Source organism: Methylobacterium currus, assembly GCF_003058325.1.
GTDB classification, from domain to species: Bacteria; Pseudomonadota; Alphaproteobacteria; order Rhizobiales; family Beijerinckiaceae; genus Methylobacterium; species Methylobacterium currus.
The window spans coordinates 880655-906362 of sequence record NZ_CP028844.1; the positions used below are offsets into that span (position 1 = coordinate 880655).

14 protein-coding genes are annotated in these 25708 nt (G+C 66.1%); 7 read left to right on the forward strand and 7 right to left on the reverse strand.

Going from position 1 to position 25708, the window contains the following annotated elements:
- On the reverse strand, positions 1-1845 hold the full coding sequence (locus DA075_RS34210) for a PHA/PHB synthase family protein (protein ID WP_099957500.1): 1845 nt from the start codon (positions 1843-1845) through the stop codon (positions 1-3).
- Between the two features lie 61 nt (positions 1846-1906).
- Positions 1907-2935, reverse strand: coding sequence for an ABC transporter ATP-binding protein (locus tag DA075_RS34215; RefSeq protein WP_099957501.1), 1029 nt, complete (start codon positions 2933-2935; stop codon positions 1907-1909).
- Positions 2936-3221: 286 nt separating this feature from the next.
- Between DA075_RS34215 and DA075_RS38330 the strand changes: the two genes are divergently transcribed.
- The 4 genes from DA075_RS38330 (at position 3222) to DA075_RS34230 (ending at position 7492) form a co-directional block, all read left to right on the forward strand.
- Positions 3222-4037: a universal stress protein gene (locus tag DA075_RS38330; protein ID WP_099957502.1), complete on the forward strand. Its 816-nt coding sequence runs from the start codon at positions 3222-3224 to the stop codon at positions 4035-4037.
- Positions 4038-4804: 767 nt separating this feature from the next.
- The gene (locus tag DA075_RS34225; protein WP_099957503.1) at positions 4805-6553 is read left to right on the forward strand and encodes a cache domain-containing protein; all 1749 of its coding nucleotides are present in this window, start codon (positions 4805-4807) and stop codon (positions 6551-6553) included.
- A 34-nt stretch (positions 6554-6587) separates the two neighbouring features.
- On the forward strand, positions 6588-6827 hold the full coding sequence (locus tag DA075_RS36220) for a hypothetical protein (protein WP_123834571.1): 240 nt from the start codon (positions 6588-6590) through the stop codon (positions 6825-6827).
- 92 nt (positions 6828-6919) lie between these two features.
- Positions 6920-7492, forward strand: coding sequence for an NUDIX domain-containing protein (locus DA075_RS34230; protein WP_099957504.1), 573 nt, complete (start codon positions 6920-6922; stop codon positions 7490-7492).
- Between the two features lie 531 nt (positions 7493-8023).
- Here the strand turns inward: DA075_RS34230 and DA075_RS34235 are convergent.
- The 3 genes from DA075_RS34235 to DA075_RS34245 form a co-directional block, all read right to left on the reverse strand.
- A complete protein-coding gene (locus DA075_RS34235) occupies positions 8024-10060 on the reverse strand; it encodes a glycosyltransferase family 4 protein (protein WP_099957505.1) in 2037 nt (678 codons plus the stop codon).
- 49 nt (positions 10061-10109) lie between these two features.
- Complete coding sequence (locus DA075_RS34240) at positions 10110-10796, reverse strand: hypothetical protein (protein ID WP_099957506.1); 687 nt, start codon at positions 10794-10796, stop codon at positions 10110-10112.
- Positions 10797-11241: 445 nt separating this feature from the next.
- Positions 11242-11427: a hypothetical protein gene (locus DA075_RS34245; protein ID WP_099957507.1), complete on the reverse strand. Its 186-nt coding sequence runs from the start codon at positions 11425-11427 to the stop codon at positions 11242-11244.
- A gap of 710 nt (positions 11428-12137) precedes the next feature.
- On the opposite strand from DA075_RS34245, the gene DA075_RS34250 reads away from it, so the two are divergent.
- Entirely contained in the window at positions 12138-13274 is a 1137-nt protein-coding gene (locus tag DA075_RS34250) for a glycosyl transferase family 90 (protein ID WP_164712598.1), read from the forward strand.
- 455 nt (positions 13275-13729) lie between these two features.
- On the opposite strand, the gene DA075_RS34255 is transcribed toward DA075_RS34250, so the two are convergent.
- Together DA075_RS34255 and DA075_RS34260 are read right to left on the reverse strand one after the other, a co-directional pair.
- On the reverse strand, positions 13730-15778 hold the full coding sequence (locus DA075_RS34255; protein ID WP_099957509.1) for a response regulator: 2049 nt from the start codon (positions 15776-15778) through the stop codon (positions 13730-13732).
- A gap of 26 nt (positions 15779-15804) precedes the next feature.
- Positions 15805-21618: a HAMP domain-containing protein gene (locus tag DA075_RS34260; RefSeq protein ID WP_099957510.1), complete on the reverse strand. Its 5814-nt coding sequence runs from the start codon at positions 21616-21618 to the stop codon at positions 15805-15807.
- A gap of 1001 nt (positions 21619-22619) precedes the next feature.
- On the opposite strand from DA075_RS34260, the gene DA075_RS34265 reads away from it, so the two are divergent.
- Together DA075_RS34265 and DA075_RS34270 are read left to right on the forward strand one after the other, a co-directional pair.
- On the forward strand, positions 22620-24272 hold the full coding sequence (locus DA075_RS34265) for a putative bifunctional diguanylate cyclase/phosphodiesterase (RefSeq protein WP_244936668.1): 1653 nt from the start codon (positions 22620-22622) through the stop codon (positions 24270-24272).
- A 27-nt stretch (positions 24273-24299) separates the two neighbouring features.
- A complete protein-coding gene (locus DA075_RS34270; protein WP_099957511.1) occupies positions 24300-25244 on the forward strand; it encodes a BLUF domain-containing protein in 945 nt (314 codons plus the stop codon).
- Positions 25245-25708 lie beyond the last annotated feature (464 nt).

Genomic DNA, 25708 nt, shown 5'->3' on the forward strand with positions numbered 1-25708 from the left:
TCAGGCCTCCCGCACGTAGCGGCCGGGCGCGGGGTCGAGGGCCGGTGCGCCGGGCCGGGCGCGGGGCGACGGGCCGGGCGGTCCGGAGCGGGCCGCGAGCCAGGCGGTCCATTCGGGCCACCAGGATCCGTCCGCGGCCCGCGCACGCCGCAGGAAGCCCTCGGGATCGACATAGAGGTCGCCCGCCGCCCGGGTATGGACCCGGTAACGGCGGTGCGGGTGGCCGGCCTCGGAGACGATGCCCGCATTGTGCCCGCCATTCGTCAGCAGGAATGTGACCTCCGCCTCGGTCAGGAGCGCGAGCTTGAACACCGAGCGCCAGGGGGCGACGTGATCGCGCTCGGTGCCGACCAGGAAGACCGGAACCCGGATGTCGCCGAGCGCCACCGGCCGGCCCTCGACCCGGAAGCGGCCCTCGGCGAGGTCGTTGTCGAGGAACAGGCTGCGCAGGTACTCCGCATGCATCCGTGCCGGCATGCGCGTCGCGTCGGCGTTCCAGGCGGTGAGGTCGCTCGCCTCCTCGCGCCGCCCGAGCAGGTAGCTGTCGACCATCCGCGACCAGATCAGGTCGTTCGAGCGCAGGAGCTGGAAGGCGCCCGCCATCTGCGTCGCGTCGAGGGTGCCCGTGCTGCGCATCAGGCTCTCCAGGAAGCTGATCTGGCTCTCGTTGATGAAGAGGGTGAGTTCGCCCGCCTCGGTGAAGTCGACCTGCGCGGCGAACAGGGTGAGGGAGGCGATCCGGTCGTCCCCGTCCCGGGCCATGGCGGCCGCCGCGATGGCCGCCAGCGTGCCGCCGAGGCAGTAGCCGGTCAGATGAACCCGGCGCTCCGGCAGGAGACCGGTGATCGCATCGAGGGCCTCCATCACGCCGCGCCGCCGGTAGTCGTCGAAGGACAGGTCGCGGTCGTCGGGGCCGGGATTGCGCCAGGAGATCATGAACACCGTGGAGCCCTGGCCGACGAGGTGGCGGACCAGGGAGTTCTCCGGCGTGAGATCGAGGATGTAGTACTTGTTGATCCAGGCCGGGACGATCAGCACCGGCTCGGGCTGGACCGCATCCGTGGCCGGCGCGTACTGGATCAGCTCGATCAGGCCGTTGCGGTAGACGACCCGTCCCGGCGTGGCGGCGACCTCGCGTCCCACCGCGAAGCTGCCGGCCCCGGCGGAGCGCGCTCCGCCCGCCATCGACCGGACCACGTCCTCGATCAGGTTGAGGGCGCCCTGGCCCAGATTCTCCGCCCCGGTGCACAGCGTCTCGCCCAGCACGACCGGGTTCGTGAGCGGATTGTTCGACGGTGCGATCCCGTCGAGCATCTGGCGCGCCGTGAAGGCCACCACCGCCTCGTGCGCGCGGGACACGCCGCGCACGCCGGTGGTGGCGTTGTGCCACCATTGCTGGGTGAGCAGGAAGCTCTGCGCGAACAGGCTGAACGGCCAGGCCCGCCAGGCCGGATCGTCGAAGCGGCGGTCCTGCGGCAGGGGCTCGATGCAGGGCTCGGCGCGCCCACCCTGCAGGGCGCTGCGCAGCACGAACTCGGCGAGGCGCTCGCCCTTGCGGGCCGCCTTGACGACGAGCTCGGCCTGCTTGCCGGGCGAGAAGGCGAGGTGGACGGCCCAGTCGCTCCAGGCATTGGCGAGAGCCGCCGGCGAGAGGCCGCCGGTCGCGCGCGCCACGGCCGCGTGCACGGCCTCGTCGATGGCCTCGCTCGTCGCGAGCAGGTCGCGGTCGTCGCCGGGAGCGGCGGAGGTCCCGGGCGGGGCGGCCTCCGGATGAGGTCGCACGAGCCGGAGGGCGGGGGGTGCGGACGGTTCGACCGGGATCGGCAGGGCGGATGTCGCGGGCATGTCGGGTCTCCAGCGCCGCCCCGTCCTTAGCGGGGCTCGAACCGGCACCCCTTGATCCAGATCACCCCGCCAACGCCGGCGCGCCGCCCGTCGCCCGGGCGATCAGGCCGTATTTCGTGCGGGTCACGCTCACGTCCCGGAACCAGCTCACCAGATCGCCCCAGGGGTCGTTCATGTGGGCGAGCCCCGACACGAAGGCGACCACCGTGCCGAGCTCCGCCTCGCCCGCCGCGACCGCATAGCCGCCGACCGCCAGGATGCCCGCGATGCCGAGGTGATAGGACAGGTTCATCAGGAAGTTCATCGAGAACTTGAAGCCGAAGATGCCCATGTTGAGGCGGAAGACCCCGTCCAGGCGGTCCAGCTCCGCGGGCGTCGGTCCCGGCAGCGCTGCGGGCCGCTCCACCAGCCCGCCGCTGATCCGCCGCAGGAGGCCGACCCGGGCGGCGACGCGCCGGTTGATCGCCCGCTGCATCAGCGGCACGAAGACGATCTGGGGCGAGAACACCGCGAGCGTCACCAGGGCCATCAGCGGGTGGAGGAGCGCCAGGTAGGTGAGGGTGGAGACGAGCACGCCCGCCTGCAGCAACGGCTCCGACAGGCAGATTCCGACGAAGCTGCCGACCGGCTCGGCCTCGTCCAGCACCATCGCGATCTCGACCCCCCGGTCCGGGCCGGAGGCGGCATGGACATCCGCCATGATGGCGGCGCGCAGGCGCCGGACGGCGCGCTCGCCGACGAAGCCGCGGCCGAGGTTGAGCGCGAGCTTGAGCCCGCCGAGGCTGGCCGCCGTCAGCACGTAGAGCAGGGCGAGCCCGAGGAGCGGGTGCGGATCGGCGCCGCGCACGGCGAGGCCGACGGCCCGCCGCTGGAGCTCGATCGGGGCGAGGCCCGCCAGGAACACCGCGACGGCCAGGAGCGCCAGCCCGACCTGCGCGAGCGCGCTCTCGCGCCAGATGAAGGCGAGGAGGCCGGGGGCCGTGTGGCGCGGGGCCGAGCCCCTGGGCTCGGCCGGGCGCGCGGGCTCCGGCGGATCCTGCCGCCGGATCCGGGAGAGGTCGGCCGTGTCCGTGTGCAGGCGCGTCGACATGCCTTCGCCTTCGGGGCCAAGCGGACTTGCGTTGGCGGGCCATCGCGCCGTCCGCTCAGGTTCTTGTTGTGTCGCAGGTTGTCGTCGCAAGACCGGCAACCGCTCTGGCGAAACCTGCTCAGGGCGAACCCTCGGCGAGAGCCGTCCCTGCGAGGGCTCGCTAACGCACCCGACCGGCCGGTGCCTTGATCCGCCTCAAGGCCCGGAGGTCCGGCTTGCGCTGGATCAAGGTGGCGCCTTCCGACCCGGCGGATTCTCGACGGATCTCATCAGCGGGAGAGCAGCCGTGATCAAGGATCTGACGATCGTCGTCGACGGGGTGGGCCGGCGCGCGGCGCCGTACGGAATCAGGCTCGCGGCGCAATGCGACGCCTGCGTCTCTGCCGTGAGCGTCCTGCCGCTCGTGCCGTTCGAAACCTTCGCGCAGGCGGAAATCCGCTACGACCTGGTCGTGGCCGCCGGGCAGGACGCCCGCGAGCAGGCCGACGCGGCGGTCGAGGCCGTCGCCGCCGCGGCCCGGGAGGCGGGATTGTCCTGCGAGACGAGCGCGATCTGCACCTCGGCGCCGCTCGCGCCGCATCGCCTCGCCGGCTTCGTTCATCTGAGCGACATCGTGGTGATCGAGCAGGCCGACGATACAGCGCCCAAGCCGGCCGACGCCTATCTGGAGGCCCTGCTGTACGAGGGCGCGCGCCCGGTCCTGGTCGTCCCCTATATCCAGGAGGCGCCGCCCCGGCTCACCGGCGCGGTCGTGGCCTGGGACGGGAGCGCGCCGGCGGCGCGGGCCCTGAGCGACGCGCTGCCGCTCCTGCGCCGCACCGCCCGCGTCGAGCTCGTCAGCGTGACCGACGAGCCGGTGCCGGAGGCGACGCGCTGGCGGGCGATCCGCCACCTCGCCCGGCACGGGATCGAGGCGGTGTTCGACGTCATCCCGGGCGGTCTGCCGGTGGGCGAGGCCCTGCTCTCGCACGTCGCCGATCGCGGCGCCGACCTCCTGGTGATGGGCGCTTACGGCCATTCGCGCCTGCGCGAGGCGATCCTCGGCGGGACCAGCCGGACGATCCTGGCCTCGATGACGGTCCCGGTGCTGATGTCCCGCTGACCGGGTGTCCTGGCCGCCTTTGATGCATTCCGGTGGGGGAGCGTCGCGGTGGTGGCCTCCTGTCCGTCCTGCGGGTGCACGGGGCCCGGCTGCGGCAGCTCGGCGTAACGCTGCTCCGGCCGACCGGCGTAACCCGCTCGGCTCCGGGCATCGCCCGCCTTGACTAACCCCCACCTGATCGCGAACCTCCCCTGAACAGAAAACCCGTAATGGACAGAGCCCCGATCGACGATCGGGATTCCATTCTCGACGGCGGTTCGCGTGCCAGCTGAGAATGTCACGCGATCAAGGATCGGATCTTGGAATAGGCCTACCGTTTAGAAGATGACGGGCGTTCCGTTCGAAAAGGCGGGAAATCACAGTTTGATGACAGATCTTTTCACAAGAGACGGATAAAACAATGTCTCGACGCCTCTGGGTCAGGTAAGTTTCGGAATGGAATGCATAAATTTCCTGATCGTGATTTCACCTCGAATTTTCGGATGTCCTATGTGAGTCCCTTGCGTAAGTAGATACCGTGCGCGACCTCGGACGTTTTGAAGTTGTGTGCTATCCCGTCGTGACGGCGCAGTTTGCGCCTGCAAAGAGCGCGTGACGACATATCATAAGAACTAGTCCAATCTGTTTAATCACGGCCACACAGCCGAAATCGCCCTAACTTGTATTGATTGAATTCTGTAAACTATTTTCCATTAAGTGACGGATGATCTTGAGCGTGGCGGCCTTCGAGGCGCACGCTCGAAAAAAACAGCGTCCAGGAGGAACGATTGTCTGTCGCGATCAGAGCCCAGCTGCACGCCCTCACGGCCGCGGCCGTCGTCGGCATCGCCGCCATTCTGGTGCTTGCCGGTTTCGCCCTTCGTGATGCTGTCGTCGACGCGCGCATGGCGAAGACGCGTCAACTGGTCGAGGCGGCGCATAGCCTCGTGTCCGGCTTTGCCGAGCAGGAACGCACCGGCAAGGCCTCGCATGAGGAGGCGCAGGCTTTGGCAATGGCAGCTCTGAAGTCCATGCGCTACAATAACAGCGAGTATTTTTGGGTCAACGATATGCATCCGCGCATGATCATGCATCCGACCCGCCAGATGCTCGACGGCACAGACCTCACAACCTCCAAGGACCCGACCGGCAAGGCCTTGTTCGTCGAGATGGTCGAGATCGTGCGCAAGTCCCATGCCGGGTTCGTCGCTTACCAGTGGCCCAAGCCCGGTCAGGACGATCCGGTCGACAAGATTTCTTACGTCAAAGGCTTCGAGCCCTGGGGCTGGATCATCGGCTCGGGCGTCTACGCCGACGACACCGCGGCTCAGGTCCGGGATGCGCTCTTCGGCCTCCTCAAGGGCGTTGCCGTCGCGGCGGGGCTGATCACCCTCCTTGCCGTCGTGATCGGGCGCTCGATCGCCGGGAAGATCAGCGATCTGGCGCGCATCATGCGCCGGCTCGCGGACGGCGACCTCCAGCAGCAGATCCCCTCTGTCGCGCGACGCGACGAGATCGGTGCCATGGCCCGGGCGGTGCTCGTGTTCCGCGATCACGCGATCGAGCGTGAGCGCCTGGAGCAGGAAGCCACGGTGTCCGAGCGCGAGAAGGCCAAACGCAGCCACGACCTCGAATCCAGTCTCGCCGCGTTCCAGGCTGCGATGGGCGACGTCGTGTCCACCGTTGCGGGCAATACGGCCGCGATGCAGCGCACCGCCGAGGCCCTGACGTCAATCTCGACCCAGACGTCCCAGGAGGCCGATGCCGCGACAGCAATCTCGGGGCAGACCTCCGAGCACGTCACGATGGTGGCGGCCTCGACGAACCAGCTCTCGAACTCGATCCAGGAGATCACCCGCCAGGTGCAGGGCGTGACCGAGATCGTTCGGCAGGGGAGCGAGACCGCGACGATCTCTGCGCGCCAGGCCCAGGCGATGGCCGATCTGGGCGAGCGCATCTCGGCCGTGATCGGGTCGATCCAGGCGATCGCCACGCAGACGAACCTCCTGGCCCTGAACGCCACCATCGAGTCGGCCCGCGCCGGGGAGGCGGGCAAGGGCTTCGCGGTCGTCGCGTCGGAGGTGAAGGTGCTCGCGGGCCAGACGGCATGCGCCAGCGACGAGATCGTCGCGCGCGTCGGCGAGATCCAGGCCACCGCGCGCGGCGTGCTCGAGGCCAACGAACAACTCGTCGCCATGATGCAGGACATCCTGGCGGCGACGACGGCGGTCGCCTCGGCCGTCGAGCAGCAGAACGCCGCGACCGGCGACATCGCCCGCAGCGTGCAGGTGGCGGCCGACGGGACCGAGAAGCTCGCCGTGAATATCTTGGAGGTGCGCTCGGGAGCCAGCGAGACGGAGAAGCATGCAGGCACGATGCTCACCGTGGCGAAGGCGATGCGGTCGCAAGCCTCGATGATCGAGGAGCAGGTTCGTTCCTTCGTCTACGCGCTCCGCGCCGGTCCGATGGATCGTCGCAATGCCGGCGCCGATAAAATATACCATGGGCATGACCGACGCTCTCAGTCTTATAATTGAGCAGATGGCGATCGATCCATGCTGAATTGTCAGAATGAGAGTTTTTTGCTTCGTCGAAGTTGATTTCGTCAGACAATTGACGGTATTAAACGGCGATCGAGGGGCGCGAATCGCGGTTTGCCAGGACCTCGCGCGCTGGCCCGCCCGGGCCGGCCGCGTGATCCTGGCATTCGAGCACGCGATCGACGTCGTGCGGGTCGAGGCGCCGGACGAAGGCTTGCGGCTCGCCGCTCCGGACATCCCCAGCGCGGCGATCACCGTCCGGCCGGCGTGACCCGCCATGCGTCACCTCCCATGCGTCCCCTCCCATGCGCCACTTGCCTTGTGCCGCTTGCCGTGCATCACGCCAGCGTGCAGAGGGAGCGCATGACCGACAACGACGATTTTCGCCTGCGCGTTCTGCACGAAGGCTGGAACACCTTCGCGATCGCGACGATCCGGACCCGGCATGGCGACACGATCGACCGCGCCTTCGAGCATCACGGTGCCGCGGCGGGCGTGCTGCCCTACGATCCCGAGCGCCGCTGTGCGCTCCTGGTGCGCCAGGACCGCGTCGGCGTGCTGTACTGGGGCGAGACCGAGCCGATTGCCGAGGTGCCTGCGGGAGGTCTCGACCGGAAGACGCCGGAGGCCACCGCGATCGAGGAGGCGCTGGAGGAAGCCGGTGTGCGTCTCTCCGCGCTCGAACTGGTGGTCGAGGCGTATGCGATGCCGAGCGTCTCCTCGGAGCGGATCTGGCTCTACCTGGCGCCTTACGGCCAGGGCGACAGGATCGCCGAAGGCGGCGGCCTCGCGACCGAGGGCGAGCGGCTGACCGTCGAGGAGATCGGCCTCGACACCCTCGCCCGGCTCGCCGCGACAGGCGGCTTGCGCGACATGAAGACCCTGATCCTGATCCAGGCCCTGCAGCTGCGCCGGCCCGAGCTCTTCACCGCGTAGCCAATCGCGAGGCCCGCCTGCGGCCGTGCGCATCGGCGGCGACGGCACGTTCGATCGCAGGCCGGTTCAATCACAGACACCGAGTACGGGCACTCGACCCGGATCCTTGGACTCGCCCGGCGCCGCCGTCTCGTCCGAGGCGAGGCGCCGACCGAGCATCCGGGGGCACACGGCGACGCGCAGGCGTGCCAGATCCCGTCGACCATCTCCCGAATCATCGTCCCGAGCGGGATCTCGGTGCTCGAGCCGGGAGGTGCTTGGCCTTCTCGGGATTGCCGGGAAGCACCGCGAACCCGGCCGGCCGGAACAAGGCCGGGTCGATGGCCATGTCCTCGTCGGGGTGAGGCCGACATGGTCCAACGCGACCGCGCACCGCCGTCGTTTCTCCTGGTGGACCCGGAGAGAGGACCCGGCCCGATCCGCGCGGCCTTGGAGCGACGTCGGACGAGGCGGATACCGGTCCGTCGCAGACGAGGCACCGAGATCGAAGACCCCGAGCATCGCCCGATCGCGGCGCGATCGGGCGATGCTCTAGACAGCGCGCTTCAGGGTGGCCGACCCGGCCCGCTGGGCGCGAATCTCCTCCAGGCGCCGGCCGTAGCGCCGGGCGATGGCCGGGACGCTGAAATGCGTCGTGACGAACCGGGCCGCCTGCTCTCCCTTGGCCCGCGCCGCGGCCTTGTCGGACGCGACCCGGCGCATGGCGGCCGCCGCCTGGGTGACGTTCGGATCCGCCCATTGGCTGCCGCGCTCGACGAAGATGTACTCCTCGGTGCGTACGCCCACGAGGTCGTAGTCGATGAGATAGGCCGTCTCGGGAGTGCAGAAGTCCATGTTGCCGCCGTAGGCGGTGGCGATGACCGGGCAGCCCAGCTGCATCGCCTCGATCATGCCGAAGCCCCAGCCCTCCGAGCGGTGCAGGGAGACGTAGCAATCGCAGGCCTTCTTGAGGGCGAGGAGATCGCCGTAGCGGAGCGTCTCGTTCATCAGGATGATCCGCGGATCCTGCTTGATCAGCTGATCGATCCGCTTCCAGAGCTCGACCTGGTAGGGATCGGGCACCCGGGTCCTGTTCTGCGTCTTGACGATCAACGTGGCGTTCTCGCTGCGGTCCGGGAACGCGGCGAGGAACGCCTCGATGGTGGCGATCGGGTTCTTGCGCTCGATGAATGAGAACGAATCGAACGTGGTCAGGAACACCGTCCCGCCTTCCAGGATCCCGTAATTCGCCAGGGAAGCCGGCACCACGTCGGGGAGGGCCTCCACCGCCATCCCGACATTGATCACCGGCTTCGAGGTGTTTCGGGCGTAGATCTCGCGATTGTACTCGGACGAGACCCAGATCTCGTCGACCAGTTCGAGCCCGAGCTGCTGGCACTTCGGCAGCTTGTCGAGCTCCCAGAAGAAGTAGCCGATGTTGTAGCCGTCAGACAGGATCTCGCCCTGCTCGAAGGCGAAGACGAGGGGAATCGATTCGGCATTGAGATGGATGAGGGTGATCTCGCGAGGCCGGTCGAACGGGACCATCGCGAGGTCGGAGGCGAAGCCGATGGGCGCCGGGTTGTCGAGACCGAAGGGGAGGGCGGTCGGCTTCACCGCCTCGCACGTGCCGAGGATCTCGTAGGACAGCCGGGTCGCCTGGCCCAGACCCGAGGTCTGATGCAGCGGGCCGATCAGCGCCAGGCCGGCCTCGCGCGGTCCCGAGAGGTCGCGACGCTGAATCAGGTACTCGCCGCAGCCGCGCGACGGCGCATTGCGATCCGGGCCGTGCCGCGGCGCGATCTCGGCTTGGCGCAGCAGCGCCTCGCCGCGCTCGCGCAAGGCTTTGCCGTCCGAAGCTCCCGATCCGGGCGGCAGCGCGAGCTGCGCGAGCACGCGATCGAAGGTCGAGGCGCCGCCCTGGTCCAGCCGCATCACCCGGCGGACGGCATCCTGCGGCAGGAGGCGCAGAATATGCGGCTGCGTGTAGCTCCTCAGGAGCAGGTAATAGAAATAGGCTGCCCGGTCGGCCGTGCGGCCGCCGTCGAGGCCGAGCATGTCCTTATCGTTCTCGAAGCTGCGCGCCATGAAATAGTTGAAAGCGTAGTCCTGGCCTTGCCACTTCTCTTCGAGGCGCAGCAGCGCAGTCTGCTCGTCCGTGATGAGGAACCGGTCGAGCTTTGAGATCGGAGCCTTCTGCGTGCACCACCAGTACAGCGCCTCCTTGAGGATCTCGGTCTGATCGAGGCGGATATGGGTCGGCAGTTCGCGCGCCACGAAGTTGTAGAGGGCGACGGTCACGGCCGGCGACACGCCGGCGATCGGCATCGGGCTGTTGAGAAACCGGATCTGCTCGGCCGAGAGGGGCATCTCGAACTTGGCGCTGCGATGCGCCACGTAGTCGACGAGATACCACATCAGGACCTTGAGCCGGTCCTGTAGGGTGCCCGACATGTCGTGAAGATGGCGCTCGCGCAGGAGCCGGAAGCTCTCGAACTGCACGTATTTGGTGATCAGGCCCTCAGGGTCGCTCGCCCGATCGGCCACCTCGACAAGCAGGTCGGCCGCTAAGCCTTGCCGGACTTTCATGAAGATCGCTCGCCTGACTGGTCTCTCGGATGCGCGTCGCCGGGGCGTCTCATGCCCCGGTCCGTGATCCGTTCAGTTCCTTGGACCGCGCGTCGATCTCGAACGCGGCCCTCTCCATCGCCCGCCGGAAGGCGGACGGCACCCTGCCGGTCAGCAGGGCCGCCTCGGGATGCACGTCGATCGGCTGCTCGGTGAGGGAAACGCCGGAGGACGCGAAGTTCACGGTGATGCGGCTGCGCTGACCCAGCCGCGGCAGCTCGATGTGGAAGCCGTGACGGCCGTTGCCGTAGCCCAGGCGCTCGACATCCTGCCGGTAGATGTCGGCGAGGCCGGTCGTCCGCAATCCGGTTTCCGTGCACACCTCGATCGCCACCGGAAGGTTGGGCAATTCGCGGTCGAGCGCCCATCCGACGACCGCGCTCTCGTCGACGTAGTCGACGTAGCCGATCCACCGCGACGAGGCGGCATCGTCCTGGGCCGTGGGCCGCAGGACCGGCAAGGGGGCACGCCCGAGGATCTCCCCCGTGTCGGCCCGCCGGACTGAGATGGTCGAGAGGTCGCCCCTCCACCCTGCGACGCTGATCTGGAAGCCGTGATAGCCGTCACCGATGCCGGCGTCGAGCAGGTCCTTCCTGAAACTATCCGCCAGTGTCTGTGCGCTCTCGCCCGCCGAGGAGAACGCCTCGACCATGATCTTGTTGCGGGGATCGCGTGTATCGAGGGCCCAGCCGACCACGTTCGTTCCGATGATCCCGTCGACGGATGCGCGGGACGAGCGCCGCGAGGGGCGGCCTCTGGCTTTGATGCGACTGATGATGTTCGCCATTGACTAGACACCTGCTTCTCTGTCCGATGGTCGCGGCCCGCACACCTCACTTCGTTCTGCGAAACACGCTCGCGCACATGCGCGCCCTGATACAGGTTTTGCGGCGGCGGGACAGTAGAATTCGTGAGCGCCGGCGGCAACGCGGCGCCCGGTGTGGAAGGCGCCTCACGGTCGACGGCCCGCGGCCGGACCGCGATCCAGGTCGTGTCCGACGCCGCAGCGCGGCGGCGGACGATCCGACGGAGCCGCCGACCAGGGCTGGACGCCGCATGATGGCTCTGCCCGCTCTGCCCGCGCCCTGGGCGATCGTGCGGCGCAGAGGCCGCCCAGGGGCCTCTCTGTCGACGGAGTCACGTCAATATGGTGCCGCTCGCGATGAGGCCGTCTTCGAGTCGACGATCGGTGCGCCCCTGAACGAGATCTTCCCGCCGGCGTCGCGCCAGTCGCGGTCGGCAGGGACGGTGGCCGGTACGTCGAGGAGGGCTAAGGTGGCTTGCCGCGGGTTCGTATCGGCCGGCGCATGCGCCGTGTCGAAGGTCATGGGTGCCTCGGTGCGACCGGGAGGAAAGCGATCGAGAACGACCCGCGAAGGCCAGCCCGGCAGCTCGGGATTCGCGTGCATACCACTCCGCCGTGTCGACCGACAGCACCTCGGCCGGCAAGTAGGCGAGGCCGGCGCGGTGACGGCTGGGTAACAACGGGGCGATCTCCCTCGCCGGGAGGCGGGCCGCCCCTGCCGGGAGGGCGGCGGCGCCGCGCTGGACGCGGTCGAGCGGACGGGCCACATCCTGCGCCTCGGCCCACCGCCGTCACGCCGAGCGCGTAGCTTATTTTCCCGCCTGGCTCTATCACCGTCTTGCCCGAAGATGTACGGAATCGCTGACTTGGGACCACTGACCGGGACGATGCAGTATGTGCAACTGCGAAGCGATGCGACGCTAGAGGTTTTCTTTTGTAATCTGCATTCATCCTGGCATGAAGACACGAATGAGAAAAACAGCAGGCGCCTGTGGCAGTACTTCCCAAAAAAGATAGCTTCGCCGCGTCTGCGATGTCGGGCGTTCGCCAGCATGATGGCGGCCTCGGACGGCATCCCACGCAAGACGCTCGGATGGTGAATACGTATCGAGGTTCTGCCCTTGTAATTCGATCAATACAGGATCCCGTCTTGACGGCGATCGAAACAAGTTAAAGCCCTCAAATAATCTTGTGATTCATACTGTATATGTTATGATAGATGGAGGGGAAGGCATGAGCAGAGAAGAGATTTATGCCGTATTTCGTTCCTTGCTCAATCGCGAGCCGGAGAACGAGGGTACTGTAACGTCGCTATCGAAGTGTCCCGATCTAAGATCTTTGATTGATGTTGTTGTAAGTTCTCCAGAATTTCAACGTAAAATCCGCATCCGAGAATTTGTCAAAAGTGCCGTGGAGGAGCAATTGGCGCCCTGGCGTGGCTATGGAGTTGTATTCGACAATTATCGACAAGCGTTGGATTTCGAGAATCGCCACTCGCCCTCAACATTCATTTACGAAATTACGGCGGGATCAGTTCGCATCGTACCGAAATCGCAGCCTGTTCCTGAGGTGTTTACGCTCAGGGCCGGCCAGTTTGAAAGCATATTTCGCGACATGCTGTCGATCTATCCCAATCCTGGCGACCTCTCCTTTGCAGTCGACGTCAATGATGAAGCCCGAGAAAGAACGGCATATCCCGTCTTCAGCTTCCAGAAGCAATTCGGTGATAGGAACATTCTGCTGCCGGATTTCGAGTTCGTCGTCACCGATTACCTCACGAAGATTGCGTATGATGGCACACCTTACGAGGACAAGACCAACAAGGCCTCGTTCGCCGGATCGACCACAGGAAAGCACCTCATAACCCTATCCGATATTCGGGATGTGACAGTCCCGCGCATACGCGCGGCGAAGTATTTTCGGGGCCGAAGCGATGTCGATTTTAGATTGCCGGCGATTGTTCAATGTACACCGGAGGCAGAACAGGCCTTGATCCAGGATGGATTCGGTCACGGCGTGATGGGCTGGGATGAGGCATATACGTCGAAATTCATCATTTCAATGGACGGCAATGGTGCTACCTGCTCGCGACCAGCAATTATCATGCGTAGCAGATCGGTTCTATTTAAATACAATTCCAATCATGTGTTGTTTTGGTCTAATCAAGCAAAGCCATGGACGCATTATATTCCGATACAAAATGACGATGATGTATTGAGAATAATTCAATTGGAGAAAGAAGAAAATAATCGCTTCCATTACATTGCCGCCGCTAGCACGGCGTTTGCAGAAGAGCTGCTTGGGAAAGATGCCATCCTGCAGTACACCAGCGGTCTTCTGCGAGAGTTCAGCGCGCTGATCGCGCGCTGACGTGGCGTCTGACGCGCTCATGCAATCATTTCCGGACACGAAATGCTCAGCCCTGCCGATCGGCATGCCTGTGGCCTGTCGCGTCAGGGGGGCTGGTTGTGAGCGGCATCACGATGCGGGCCGCATCACAACCGATCTCGACGGCCGTCCGGCTCAGGGTGCGCGTCACGCCGAGCGGCGCGGTTCATTCCTGAACGGCGTGGTGCCGCATTGCCGCTCGAGGCATCAGGTCACGCGGGCCGTCCTCCCGCGACGCCGTCTCGGGGGCAGGGACTTCGCGACCTCGCGCACCGGCTCGGCGCCCCGGCGGCGCTGTCGGATCTCGGCATGGCGGAGGCGGGGCTGGAACGGGCCGCAGAGGCGGCGTCGGCGAGGCCCTTATCCAAGTTCGCGGCCCCTCGTTCGGGCGGACATTCGCCGGCTGCTCGATGACGCCCACCATGACCCGATCGACATCAGGTCGCATGGTCGCCGCACAGCGACATCCTCAGGATCTCGATCAATTCGTCAGCACGATAAGGCTTGAACAGTAGATCGAAGCCGCTCGCGTCCTGATGTTCTTGCAGATAGCCGGAGGTCAGCAGGACCGGGATCTGCGGCCATTGCCGGCGGATGACGTGACCGAGATCGATGCCCGACATGGTGCCGGGCATGTTGACGTCGCTGAAGACGAGGGCGATCCGCGGCTCGCTTTCGAGGATGCGGAGTGCCTCGGTGCCGTCAGGCGCGCTGAGAACCGTGAACGCGAGCGCTTCGAGCGTGGAGATGATGGTGGAGCGGACGTCGGCGTCGTCCTCGACCACGAGGACGACCTTGCCCTCACCGTTCACGGCATCCGCCGCGTCGAAGGGCGCGCGTTGGCCGGCGGCCTCCGACGGGACGCTTTTCCTCGCGAGCGCGGGCAGCGTGACGACGAAGCGCGTGCCCTGGCCCGGACTGCTGTCGACCGTGATGGTCCCGCCGCTCTGCTGCACGAAGCCGTACACCATGCTGAGGCCGAGACCGGTGCCCTTGCCGGCCTCCTTCGTGGTGAAGAAGGGCTCGAACACCCGGGCCAGGACGGCCGGCGACATCCCGGTTCCGGTGTCGGTGACGGTGATGTCCACCCAGCGCGCGCCCTCGGCGCCGTCCGGTGCGGGAGCGTCGCGACCCCGGACGCGGATGCCGAGCGTCCCGCCCTCCGGCATCGCGTCCCGTGCGTTGACCGCGAGGTTGATGAGGGCCGCCTCGAACTGCGCGTGGTCGACGCAGATGTCCGGAAGTTCGCCGTCGAGCTCGGCCGCGATCGTGATCCGCTCGCCGAGCGTCCGCACGAGGAGCTTGACCAGGCCGGGGATGAAGCTGGCGAAGTCCAAGGCCCGGGGCTGGAGGGGAGAGCGCCGGGAGAAGGCGAGCAGACGGCCGGTCAGCTCGGCGCAGCGATGCGCCCCCTCGATGGCGCTCTCGATCCGGCGCAGGGCCTTCTCGTTGCCCTCCAGCGCTCCTCGCGCGAGGTCGAGATTGCCGATCACGATGCTCAGCATGTTGTTGAAATCGTGGGCGATGCCGCCCGTCAGGCGGCCGACCGCCTCCAGCTTCGAGGCGTGCTGCAGGCTGAGCTCGAGTTCCTTGCGCTCGGTCACGTCGAACCACATCCCGAAGAGTTCGGCGGCCGTGCCGTCCTCAGCCCGGTTGACCACGATCTGGTCGAGGATGTGCCGTTCCGTGCCGTCGGCGTTGCGCCAGCGGTATTCGAGGGCGACCGCGCCCACCTCCGTCAGGTTCCGCAGGTTCTCCAGGACGCCCTCGCTGTCGTCGGGATCGAGGCGGGACTCCCACAGCCCGGAGGTCGCGAAGGCGCCGCGCGAGAAGCCGGTGATGCGCTCGATGCTGTCGTTGGTGAAGTGCAGCCGCCGGTCCTCGCAATCGACCGGAGAGGTGTAGAGCGCGATCGGGAGCCCCCGCAGCACGGCCGCCTGATGCTCCTCGCGCCGGCGCAGGGCCTGCTCGGCTTCCAGCTTCTCGCCGCGCACGCGCAGGTTCTCCAGCAGAAGCTGCTTCTCGGCCGCCGCCTTGCGCTTGATCTCCTCGGTCTTGCGATAGAGATCGACGAAGACGTCGACCTTCGATTTCAGCACGAGAGGCTGGATCGGCTTGAAGACGTAATCCACCGCCCCGGCGGAATAGCCCCGGAAGATATGCATATCCTCCTTGTTGTGCGCCGTGAGGAAGAGGATCGGAACCCGGGAGGTGCGCGAGCGGCTGCGGATCAGGGTGGCGACCTCGTAGCCGTCCATGCGCGGCATCTGCACGTCGAGCAGGATCAGGGCGAATTCCTCCCGCAGGGTCCGGCGCAGGGCCTCCTCGGGAGAATCCGCCATGACGAGGTCGACCGCCGGATCGGCGAGGATCTCCGACGCGGCGAGGAGATTGCGCCGGTCATCGTCGACGATCAGGATCTTGGCCCGGATCGGGAGCGCATCCGGAGGAGCGGTCCGTGGTCCATCCTCGGTCTCGGCGCCCATCGCGAGCGGATCCTCAAGACGCGACGTCACAGCGGTTTCGACGCCGGTGCCCGCGCGCCCTCCCTGATCACGGCCGCGCCGTTCCGGGCTTCGCCGCGCTGCTCCAGCTGGACACGGAGCGCGGCGAGGAGCTGGTCCACGTCGATCGGCTTCGAGACGTAATCGGAGGCACCCGCCTCGATGCACTTCTCGCGGTCGCCCTTCATCGCCTTCGCGGTCACCGCGATGAGCGGCAGGCGGCGGAAGGCGGGAATCGCCCGGATCGCCCGGATCGTCTCGTAGCCATCCATCCCCGGCATCATGATGTCGATCAGCATCGCGTCGACGGTCGGGTTGGCGACGAGGAGGTCGATGCCGTCCCGTCCGTTCTCGGCGAACAGGACCCCGAGCCCGTGCTGCTCCAGCGCGCTCGTCAGCGAGAAGATGTTGCGCAGGTCGTCGTCGACCAGGATGACCTGGCATCCCTGCAGGGTCGCCGTCTCCGGGCCCTCGACGAGGATCGGGTCCTCCGGTCGGGCGCTGCCGATCGCCCTGTGCAGGAAGAGGGCGGTCTCGTCGAGGAGCCGCTCGGAGGAGCGCGTGTCCTTGAGGATGATCGTCGAGGCGGTGTGCCGGAGCTGCTGCTCCTCGGCCGCCGTCAGCTCCCGGCCGGTATAGACGATGATCGGCAGCTCCTCCCCGTCATGCGAGGCGCGGATCTGCTCGATCAGCTCGGAGCCGCCGAGGTCGGGCAGGCCGAGATCGATGATCGCGCAGTCGAAGCGGCCGCCCGTCACGGCTTCGAGCGCGGCGGAGGCCGTGCCGACCGCGAAGATCTTGACGTCCTCCTCGCTCAGGAGTGCCGTGATGCTCGCGCGCTGGTTCTCGTCGTCCTCGACGAGCAGCAGGGTGCGCACCGGCCGCGTGATGAACTCCTTCGACCGCTCCAGGGCGCGCAACAGGCCCTCCCGGTCGACGGGCTTCTCCAGGAACCCGAACGCTCCCGCGCGCAGGCCGCGCTTCTTCTCGTCGTTGACGGAGATGACGTGGATCGGGATGTGCCGCGTGCGGGAATCGTTCTTGAGGAGGTCGAGCAGGGCCCAGCCGTCCATGTCGGGCAGGCCGATATCGAGCGTGATGGCGTGCGGCTTGAAGCGGTGGGCGAGGCTCAGCGCGCCGGCGCCGTCCTGCGCGATGAGGCCCTTGAAGCCGCGCTCGCGCGCGAGTTCCAGCAGCACCGAGGCGAACATCGCGTCGTCCTCGACGATGAGCACGATGTGATCGCCCGGATGGATGGCGTGCCGGTCGTCCGCCGAGGCCGAGAGCGCCATCGCGGCGCTGGGCTGGCGGCCTGTCGGCGCCGAGGCCCCGTTCGCCTCGGACGCCTCCGGCGCGCGGCCCGTGACCGCCTGCACCGGCGGCTCGAAGGGCAGGAACAGGGTGAAGGTGCTGCCCGTGCCGACGCGGCTCTCCACCACGATCTCGCCGCCCAAGAGGCGCGCGATCTCGCGGCTGATCGCCAGGCCGAGGCCGGTTCCGCCGTATTTGCGGCTCGTGGTCCCGTCGGCCTGCTGGAACGCCTCGAAGATGATGCGCTGCTTGTCCTCCGCGATGCCGATCCCGGTATCGGTGACGGACATCGCCATCCAGCGGCTCCCGGCGCGCAGGGGCGACCCCTCGGCCGAGCCGATCGTCAAGGACACGCTGCCCTTCTCGGTGAACTTGAAGGCATTGGAGAGCAGGTTGCGCAGGACCTGCTGCAACCGCTTCGTATCCGTGCGGACCAACCGCGGCAGCCCCGCCTCGATCGTGATCTCGAAAGCGAGGTGACGTTCCTCGGCGATCTGGCGGAAGGTCCGGTCGAGGTTCTCGACGAGATCCTGCAGCGCGACGTCGCCGATCTCGAGCGACACCGTACCGGATTCGATCTTCGACAGGTCGAGGATGTCGTTGATGAGCGACAGCAGGTCGGTTCCCGCCGCGTTGATGGTCTTGGCGAATTCGCGCTGCTTGTCGGTCAGGTTGCCGTCGCGGTTCTCGGACAGGAGCTTCGAGAGGATCAGCAGGCTGTTGAGCGGCGTGCGCAGCTCGTGGCTCATGTTCGCCAGGAACTGCGACTTGTAGCGCGAGGTCAGGCTCAGCTGCTCGGCCTTCTCCTCCAGCGCCGTCTTGGCGACCGAGACCTCGCGGTTCTTGCCCTCGACCTCGCGCTTCTGGATCTCCAGCAGGCGCGCCTTCTCCTCCAGCTCCTCGTTGGTCTGCTGCAGGCGCTCGCGCTGGCTCTTCAGCAGGTCCTCGGATTGCTGAAGCGAGGCGGCCTGGAGCTCCAGGCGGTCGTTGGTCTTCTTCAATTCCTCCTGGCGGCTCTGCAGCTCGCCCGTGAGCAACTGGGACTGCTTGAGAAGCCCCTCGGTCCGCATGTTCGCCGCGATCGTGTTCAGCACGATGCCGATCGATTCGGTGAGCTGGTCGAGGAAGGACTGGTGGGTCTCGCTGAACCGGTTGAACGAGGCGAGCTCGATCACCGCGCGCACCTCCTGCTCGAACAGCACCGGCAGCACGATGATGTTGAGCGGCGCCGCCTCGCCGAGCGCCGACCCGATGGTGATGTAGTCGCCCGGCACGTTGGTGAGCAGGATGCGCTTCTTCTCGTAGGCGCATTGCCCGACGAGACCCTGGCGCAGGCGGTAGCGGTTGGAGAGGTTCTTGCGCTCCGTGAAGGCGTAGCTCGCCACGAGGTCGAGGACCGGCTCGCCGGCCTCCTGCTCGACCATGTAGAAGACGCCGCGCTGGGCGTTCACCAGCGGGGCGATCTCGGACAGGATCAGGTTCGAGACCGTGGCGAGGTCGCGCTCGCCCTGGAGCATCCGGGTGAACTTGGCGAGGTTGGTCTTCAGCCAGTCCTGCTCGGCGTTCTTCAACGTCGTGTCCCGCAGGTTGCGGATCATCTCATTGATCGTGTCCTTCAGCGCCGCGACCTCGCCCGAGGCCTCGACCGCGATCGAGCGGGCGAGGTCGCCCTTGGTCACCGCGGTCGCGACCTCCGCGATGGCGCGCACCTGGGTGGTGAGGTTCGCCGCGAGCTGGTTGACGTTGTCGGTGAGGTCGCGCCAGAGGCCGGCGGCGCCGGGCACCCGCGCCTGTCCGCCGAGCTTGCCCTCGACGCCCACCTCGCGGGCCACGTTCGTGACCTGATCGGCGAAGGTCGCGAGCGTCTCGATCATCTCGTTGACGGTGTTGGCGAGCGCCGCGATCTCCCCCTTGGCGTCGACCGAGAGCTTCCGCTTGAGATCGCCCTGCGCCACCGCCGTGACGACGCTGGCGATGCCGCGCACCTGGCCGGTGAGGTTGGCGGCCATCATGTTGACGTTGTCGGTGAGGTCCTTCCAGGTGCCGCCGACGCCCTTCACCTGGGCCTGGCCGCCGAGCTTGCCCTCCGTGCCGACCTCGCGGGCGACGCGGGTGACCTCGGAGGCGAAGGAGTTGAGCTGGTCCACCATGGTGTTGATGGTGGATTTCAGCTCCAGGATCTCGCCGCGCACGTCGACGGTGATCTTCTTCGACAGGTCGCCGTTGGCGACCGCGGTCGTGACCTCGGCGATGTTGCGGACCTGGCCGGTCAGGTTCTCGGCCATCATGTTGACGTTGTCGGTGAGGTCCTTCCAGGTGCCGCCGACGCCCTTCACCTGGGCCTGGCCGCCGAGCTTGCCCTCGATGCCGACCTCGCGGGCGACGCGGGTGACCTCGGAGGCGAAGGAGTTGAGCTGGTCCACCATGGTGTTGATGGTGGATTTCAGCTCCAGGATCTCGCCCTCGACCGCGACGGTGATCTTCTTCGACAGGTCGCCGTTGGCGACCGCGGTCGTGACCTCGGCGATGTTGCGGACCTGGCCGGTGAGGTTGGCGGCCATCATGTTCACGTTGTCGGTGAGGCCCTTCCACACGCCGCCGACGCCCTTCACCTGCGCTTGGCCGCCGAGCTTGCCCTCCGTGCCGACCTCCTTGGCGACTCGGGTGACCTCGGAGGCGAAGGAGTTCAGCTGATCGACCATCGTGTTGATGGTGGATTTCAGCTCCAGGATCTCGCCGCGCACGTCGACGGTGATCTTCTTCGACAGGTCGCCGTTGGCCACTGCCGTGGTGACGTCGGCGATGTTGCGGACCTGGCCGGTCAGGTTCTCCGCCATCAGGTTCACGTTGTTGGTGAGGTCGGCCCAGGTGCCCGCCACGCCCTCCACCCGGGCCTGTCCGCCGAGCTTGCCCTCGGAGCCGACCTCCTTGGCGACGCGCGTGACTTCCGAGGCGAAGGAGTTGAGCTGGTCGACCATCGTGTTGATGGTGTTCTTCAGCTCCAGGATCTCGCCCTTGACGTCGACGGTGATCTTCTTCGACAGGTCGCCGTTGGCCACTGCCGTGGTGACGTCGGCGATGTTGCGGACCTGGCCGGTGAGGTTCGCCGCCATCAGGTTCACGTTGTCGGTCAAGTCGGCCCAGGTTCCCGCGACGCCCTTGACCTGGGCCTGACCACCGAGCTTGCCCTCGGATCCCACCTCGCGGGCCACGCGCGTGACCTCGGAGGCGAAGGAATTGAGCTGGTCGACCATCGTGTTGATGGTGTTCTTCAGCTCCAGGATCTCGCCCTTGACGTCGACGGTGATCTTCTTCGACAGGTCGCCGTTGGCGACCGCGGTGGTCACGTCGGCGATGTTGCGCACCTGGCCGGTCAAGTTGGCGGCCATCATGTTCACGTTGTTGGTCAAGTCGGCCCAGGTTCCGCCGACGCCCTCGACCTGGGCCTGGCCGCCGAGCTTGCCTTCCGTGCCGACCTCGCGGGCGACGCGGGTCACCTCGGAGGCGAAGGAGTTGAGCTGGTCCACCATGGTGTTGATGGTCAGCTTGAGGGCCAGGATCTCGCCCTTGACGTCGACGGTGATCTTCTTCGACAGGTCGCCGCGGGCGACGGCCGTCGTGACCTCGGCGATGTTGCGGACCTGGCCGGTCAGGTTCTCGGCCATCATGTTGACGTTGTCGGTCAGATCCTTCCACACGCCGCCGACGCCCTTCACCTGGGCCTGGCCGCCGAGCTTGCCCTCCGTGCCGACCTCCTTGGCGACGCGCGTGACTTCCGAGGCGAAGGAGTTGAGCTGGTCGACCATCGTGTTGATGGTGTTCTTCAGCTCCAGGATCTCGCCCTTGACGTCGACGGTGATCTTCTTCGACAGGTCGCCGCGGGCCACCGCCGTGGTCACGTCGGCGATGTTGCGGACCTGGCCGGTGAGATTGGCGGCCATCAGGTTCACGTTGTCGGTGAGATCCTTCCAGGTGCCGCCGACGCCGCGCACCTGGGCCTGACCGCCGAGCTTGCCCTCCGAGCCGACCTCGCGGGCGACGCGGGTGACCTCGGAGGCGAAGGAGTTGAGCTGATCGACCATCGTGTTCACGACCTTGCCGATCCGCAGGAACTCGCCCCTGAGGGGACGCCCCTCGATCTCGAGCTGCATGGTCTGGCCGAGGTCGCCCTTGGCCACCGCGCCGATGACCCGCGCGACCTCCGTTGTGGGCTGGACGAGATCGCCGATCATCGCGTTGACCGAATCGACACATTCGACCCAACCGCCCGTTGCGGCCGGAAGCTTGCCGCGCTCGCCGATCCTCCCATCCTTGCCGACCGTGCGGGCCACGCGATCGAGTTCGCGCGCGAGCCCCTGGTTCAGCTCGACGATGTCGTTGAAGGCCTCGGCGATCTCACCGTCGATGCCCGTCAGGTCGAGGGGCAGGCGGGTCGAGAAATCCCCCCTCCGGAACGCTCGGAGGCTCTTGAGGAGAAGCTTCGGATCGAGCTGCGAGGGGACGGGCGTCATACGGACATACCTGCGGACGACAACAAGCCTGCCGCGCCGGTGGGCAATCCAGCCAGCGCCCGTCATCGACACCCGACGGGGCGCTCCGCTGATTGCTGGTCCTCCGACGGGCAGCGACCTGTGCTGGTAAGGCGGCGTACCGCAAGACGCAAGCTCACCTGAGGGTAATGATTGGTAATGGTGCCGCGCCGATTCCACACTTTAAAGGCGAATTTCCTGTCTCGTGTACGTTTTTCAAGCTTCCCATGATGCAATCAGGGGTGGGCGCGTGGCCGGAATCTTCGAGCATCAGATGACCTTACGTAGTTACGTGTTTTTAATCATGTTTTATGATATTTTATAATATAAAATACACAAATTATCGACATTAGTTTCTTATATCGTTCAAATTTTAATCTGTGATTATAGAACGGGGGAGTGTCCTTCCCAAGATGTGGGCGCCCCCGATCTTCAGTGTAAGACCCGATTGCGTCATGCCGTTCGAGGCGCCCGACAAGGTTCTCGGCAGTCGCTCTGATGCAAGTCCGGTGCGGGTAAAGGGCATCTACCTCGGGTCTTTCGGGTGAGCGGCAGGCATTCCGTCACCGCTCGCGCCGCTCGCTGCTCGTCCGACCGTCACGCTGGACATGCGTTACCACCCGGACGCTAGCGGGCGGCGACATCCTCGGCAGCGCCCGCGGGACCACCTTCTCCCCAAGATCATCGACGCCGCGTCTCCGGAATCGCGGCTGCAGCGATTAAGAGTTTTGACCATGCTGTGAATTGCACCCGCAGCTAAGAAGCGATGCGACAATGCGCCTCAACCGCCGGTGAGGTGTCGGCCATCGGACGCCTACAGGTTGTTAATTTCTTGTCTCGCATGAATCGTCTCGACGCTCATGCTCCACGAGCAATTTGGTGCTGCCCTATACGGTGAACACAAGATGTCGGCGGACGCAAGACCACTCTGGCCAACAAAAGATATTCATAAATGCCCTCCTGTTGCCGACAAGCCGTCTAGGTTGTATTCCGCCGCCTTCGATCAATATCTGAACTCTGTCCGACAGGGCATCTTGTTCATTGATCGTCAAGGGCGCTTAATCGTCGTCACAGCTTCAGCTCAGAAAACAATCCACCACATCGTTCCTCATGTGCAGGAACTCGTATCGGCACGGCAGTTGCTGCGGGCATTTCAAGCTTGTCGATCGTCCCGGCGCGAGATGTTTCAACATCTCCGCAGCATGTTGAAGAGGCCATCGCGCACGATTTTCGAAGTCGCGCACCTGAATCGTACGATCCAGGTCGAGCTCTCTCCCGTTGCAGAGGAAGGCTGGGCGGTCACGCTCGAGGATATCAGCGCGCGGAAGGCCAACGAAGCCCGCGCCGACGAGGTGGCGCGCCTCGATCCCCTCACCGGCCTTCCCAACCGCCTCCTCCTGCGCGAGCGTCTCACGGAGGCGCTGGCGCGCCTGCAGCGGACAGGCGACGCTTTCGCTCTCCTTCTGATCGATCTCGACCGTTTCAAGCCCGTCAACGACACGCTCGGCCATCCGATCGGGGACGCGTTGCTCGAGAAGGTCGCCGACCGCCTGCGCTCGACGGTACGCCCGACCGATACGGTGGCCCGGGTCGGCGGCGACGAGTTCGTCATCCTTCAGAACGGTGTCCGTGAGGCGGCCGACACGCAGGCCCTGGCTCGCCGCCTCGTCGACCTGATCGGCCGGACCTACATGGTCGAGGGTCATCTCCTGACGATCGGAGCGAGCGTCGGAGCAGCCTTCGCCCCGGGAGATGGAACGGAGTCCGACAAGCTCCTGAAGAACGCCGACCTCGCCCTTTACCGAGCCAAGCTCGACGGGCGCGGCACCTACCGGTTCTTCGAGCCGGAGATGGATGCGCGCATGCAGGCGCGCCGCAAACTCGAACTCGACATGCGTCAGGCGCTGGCGCGCCGGGAGTTCCAGCTGCACTACCAGCCGCAGCTGCACCTCGAGAGCGACCGGATTACGGGCTGCGAGGCGTTGATCCGCTGGCGTCATCCCGAGCGGGGCATGATATCGCCGCTCGACTTCATCCCGCTCGCCGAGGAGATCGGGCTCATCGTTCCCATCGGTGAGTGGGTCATTCGGCAAGCCTGCCGCGATGCCATGACGTGGCCGGCCCACATGTCCGTGGCCGTCAACGTCTCGCCCGCGCAGTTCAAGAGCGATCGGCTCGTCGAGATGATCATCTCGGCGCTGGCGACTTCGGGATTGCCGGCCCGGCGGTTGGAGGTGGAGATCACCGAGGGCGTGCTGCTGCAACAGAACGAGAGGACGCTTCAGACCTTGCACCGGCTCCGGGAGCTCGGAGTGCGGGTCTCGATGGATGATTTCGGCACCGGCTACTCGTCGCTCAGCTACCTGCAGTCGTTCCCGTTCGACAAGATCAAGATCGACAGATCCTTCGTCAAGGATCTGGCGACCAAGCCGGACGGTGAAGCGATCATTCGCGCCGTCGCGGGCCTTGGCAAGAGCCTGGGTATGACAACGGTCGCCGAGGGTGTCGAGACTCCGGAACAACTTCAGAGAATCCGGCTCGAAGGGTGCACGGACGTTCAAGGCTATCTGATCAGCAAGCCCATAGCCGCCGATGACCTTTCGGCCTTCCTGATGACCTATCCCCTCCCGAACTGACCTCGGCGCCCAACGGGTGAGTATCTCATGACCGATCTGTATCGCCTCGTTTATGCCAGCAAGAATTTGCTGCAGGGTACGGAGCACGACATTGCGACGGAGATCCACCAGATCCTGGAGGTGTCGCAGCGCAATAATATGAAGATCGGCGTAACCGGCGCGCTGATGTTCAATGCAGGATCGTTCGCGCAGGTGCTCGAAGGCCCACGGAACGGGGTCGAGGCCACCTTCGAGCGGATCCAGCGCGATCTCCGCCACAGCGACGTGACGGTCCTGCAATGCGTGCCGGTGGAGAGCCGCGGCTTTGCGAACTGGTCGATGGCCTTCGTCGGACACTCGTCTCGCGGTCGAACGCAATTCAGCAGCCTCGCTGCCGAAAGTGGCTTCGATCCCTCGCGTATGAGTGGCGACGGCGTCTTTGCCATGCTGCACGGGCTGGTGCTGGAAGAGGAGGGCTTGTCCCCCACCATGGCCGATACGTCGTCATCGTTGCCCGTCAGGGAATCCAGCCAGCTCAAGCTTGATGTCGAGCAGGTGCGCGCGGAAGTGGCGCAACTTCGGCAGATGACGACGCCGGTGCACACAACGGCGACGAGCCATCCCCAGGGAAGCGCTTCAGATGAAACGGCTGGAGTTGTTCCCCATCGCAGGAGCGGCGGGGAGCGTTCATCAGATCTGGAAATCGACGCGGTTGCTGCCGTCCTGAAGGCGTCCCTGGCAAGCGAGCGACAGCGCACGACCGAGCTACGTGACGAAATCGACGAGCTACGCATCGCCCTGGCACTCAGCCATGACCAATTGGCGGCCATGCGGGAAGAAAGGAACCTGTGGGCAAGCCGCGCGAATCTGCTGGCGAAGGCACTGGCTCACGAGGCTTCGGACCTCAGTGAGGCAGATCAACGGTCGAGCCGATTGGGAGCGCACCCGAACGAGCAAGGACACGATGCAAAGCTCAAGTGGTCGGCGGCTTGACCCGGGAGTGATCCCGTGCGGCATGACGACTGATTGGGCTCATATCAGCTGATATCTCGATCTTGGTCGTGCAGTGCCGCCGCGCTCACGACGCGTTTCAGGCAGACGTGGCGCAGGCGGGGCTGCGCCGCTCGTCGAGCAGGTGCGGCCCTGGCGCAGCATCGCGGAACGGACGCCCTCGCCGGGTGTGCGAGGAGCATCCACCGCTGACATGCTCGCCCGCCACGGCATCGCCGACGTCCCCGGCTGCCCGACGATGGGTTCGCCATCTCTCGCCTTCGATAGCCTTGCGCCATCCGCACCGGTCGAGCGCGACGAGGACCGCCCTCGGGACGGGTCTGCGTGCGGCGGGCGGGTGCACGGAATCCTGGCCGCCCTCGCCGCCGGCATGCCGGCCGTCCCGGTCGAGGACGATAGTCGCTCGATGGAGCCCGCCCGGACGTCTGGCATCCCGGCGACGACAT

Excerpts from the sequence above, each read along its gene's own strand:
- DA075_RS34210 (WP_099957500.1), bottom strand. The coding sequence starts at position 1,845 with ATGCCCGCGACATCCGCCCTGCCGATCCCGGTCGAACCGTCCGCACCC.
- DA075_RS34215 (WP_099957501.1), bottom strand. The coding sequence starts at position 2,935 with ATGTCGACGCGCCTGCACACGGACACGGCCGACCTCTCCCGGATCCGG.
- DA075_RS36220 (WP_123834571.1), top strand. The coding sequence starts at position 6,588 with ATGAGAGTTTTTTGCTTCGTCGAAGTTGATTTCGTCAGACAATTGACG.
- DA075_RS34230 (WP_099957504.1), top strand. The coding sequence starts at position 6,920 with ATGACCGACAACGACGATTTTCGCCTGCGCGTTCTGCACGAAGGCTGG.
- DA075_RS34235 (WP_099957505.1), bottom strand. The coding sequence starts at position 10,060 with ATGAAAGTCCGGCAAGGCTTAGCGGCCGACCTGCTTGTCGAGGTGGCC.
- DA075_RS34245 (WP_099957507.1), bottom strand. The coding sequence starts at position 11,427 with ATGACCTTCGACACGGCGCATGCGCCGGCCGATACGAACCCGCGGCAA.
- DA075_RS34250 (WP_164712598.1), top strand. The coding sequence starts at position 12,138 with ATGAGCAGAGAAGAGATTTATGCCGTATTTCGTTCCTTGCTCAATCGC.
- DA075_RS34255 (WP_099957509.1), bottom strand. The coding sequence starts at position 15,778 with ATGGGCGCCGAGACCGAGGATGGACCACGGACCGCTCCTCCGGATGCG.
- DA075_RS34260 (WP_099957510.1), bottom strand. The coding sequence starts at position 21,618 with ATGACGCCCGTCCCCTCGCAGCTCGATCCGAAGCTTCTCCTCAAGAGC.
- DA075_RS34270 (WP_099957511.1), top strand. The coding sequence starts at position 24,300 with ATGACCGATCTGTATCGCCTCGTTTATGCCAGCAAGAATTTGCTGCAG.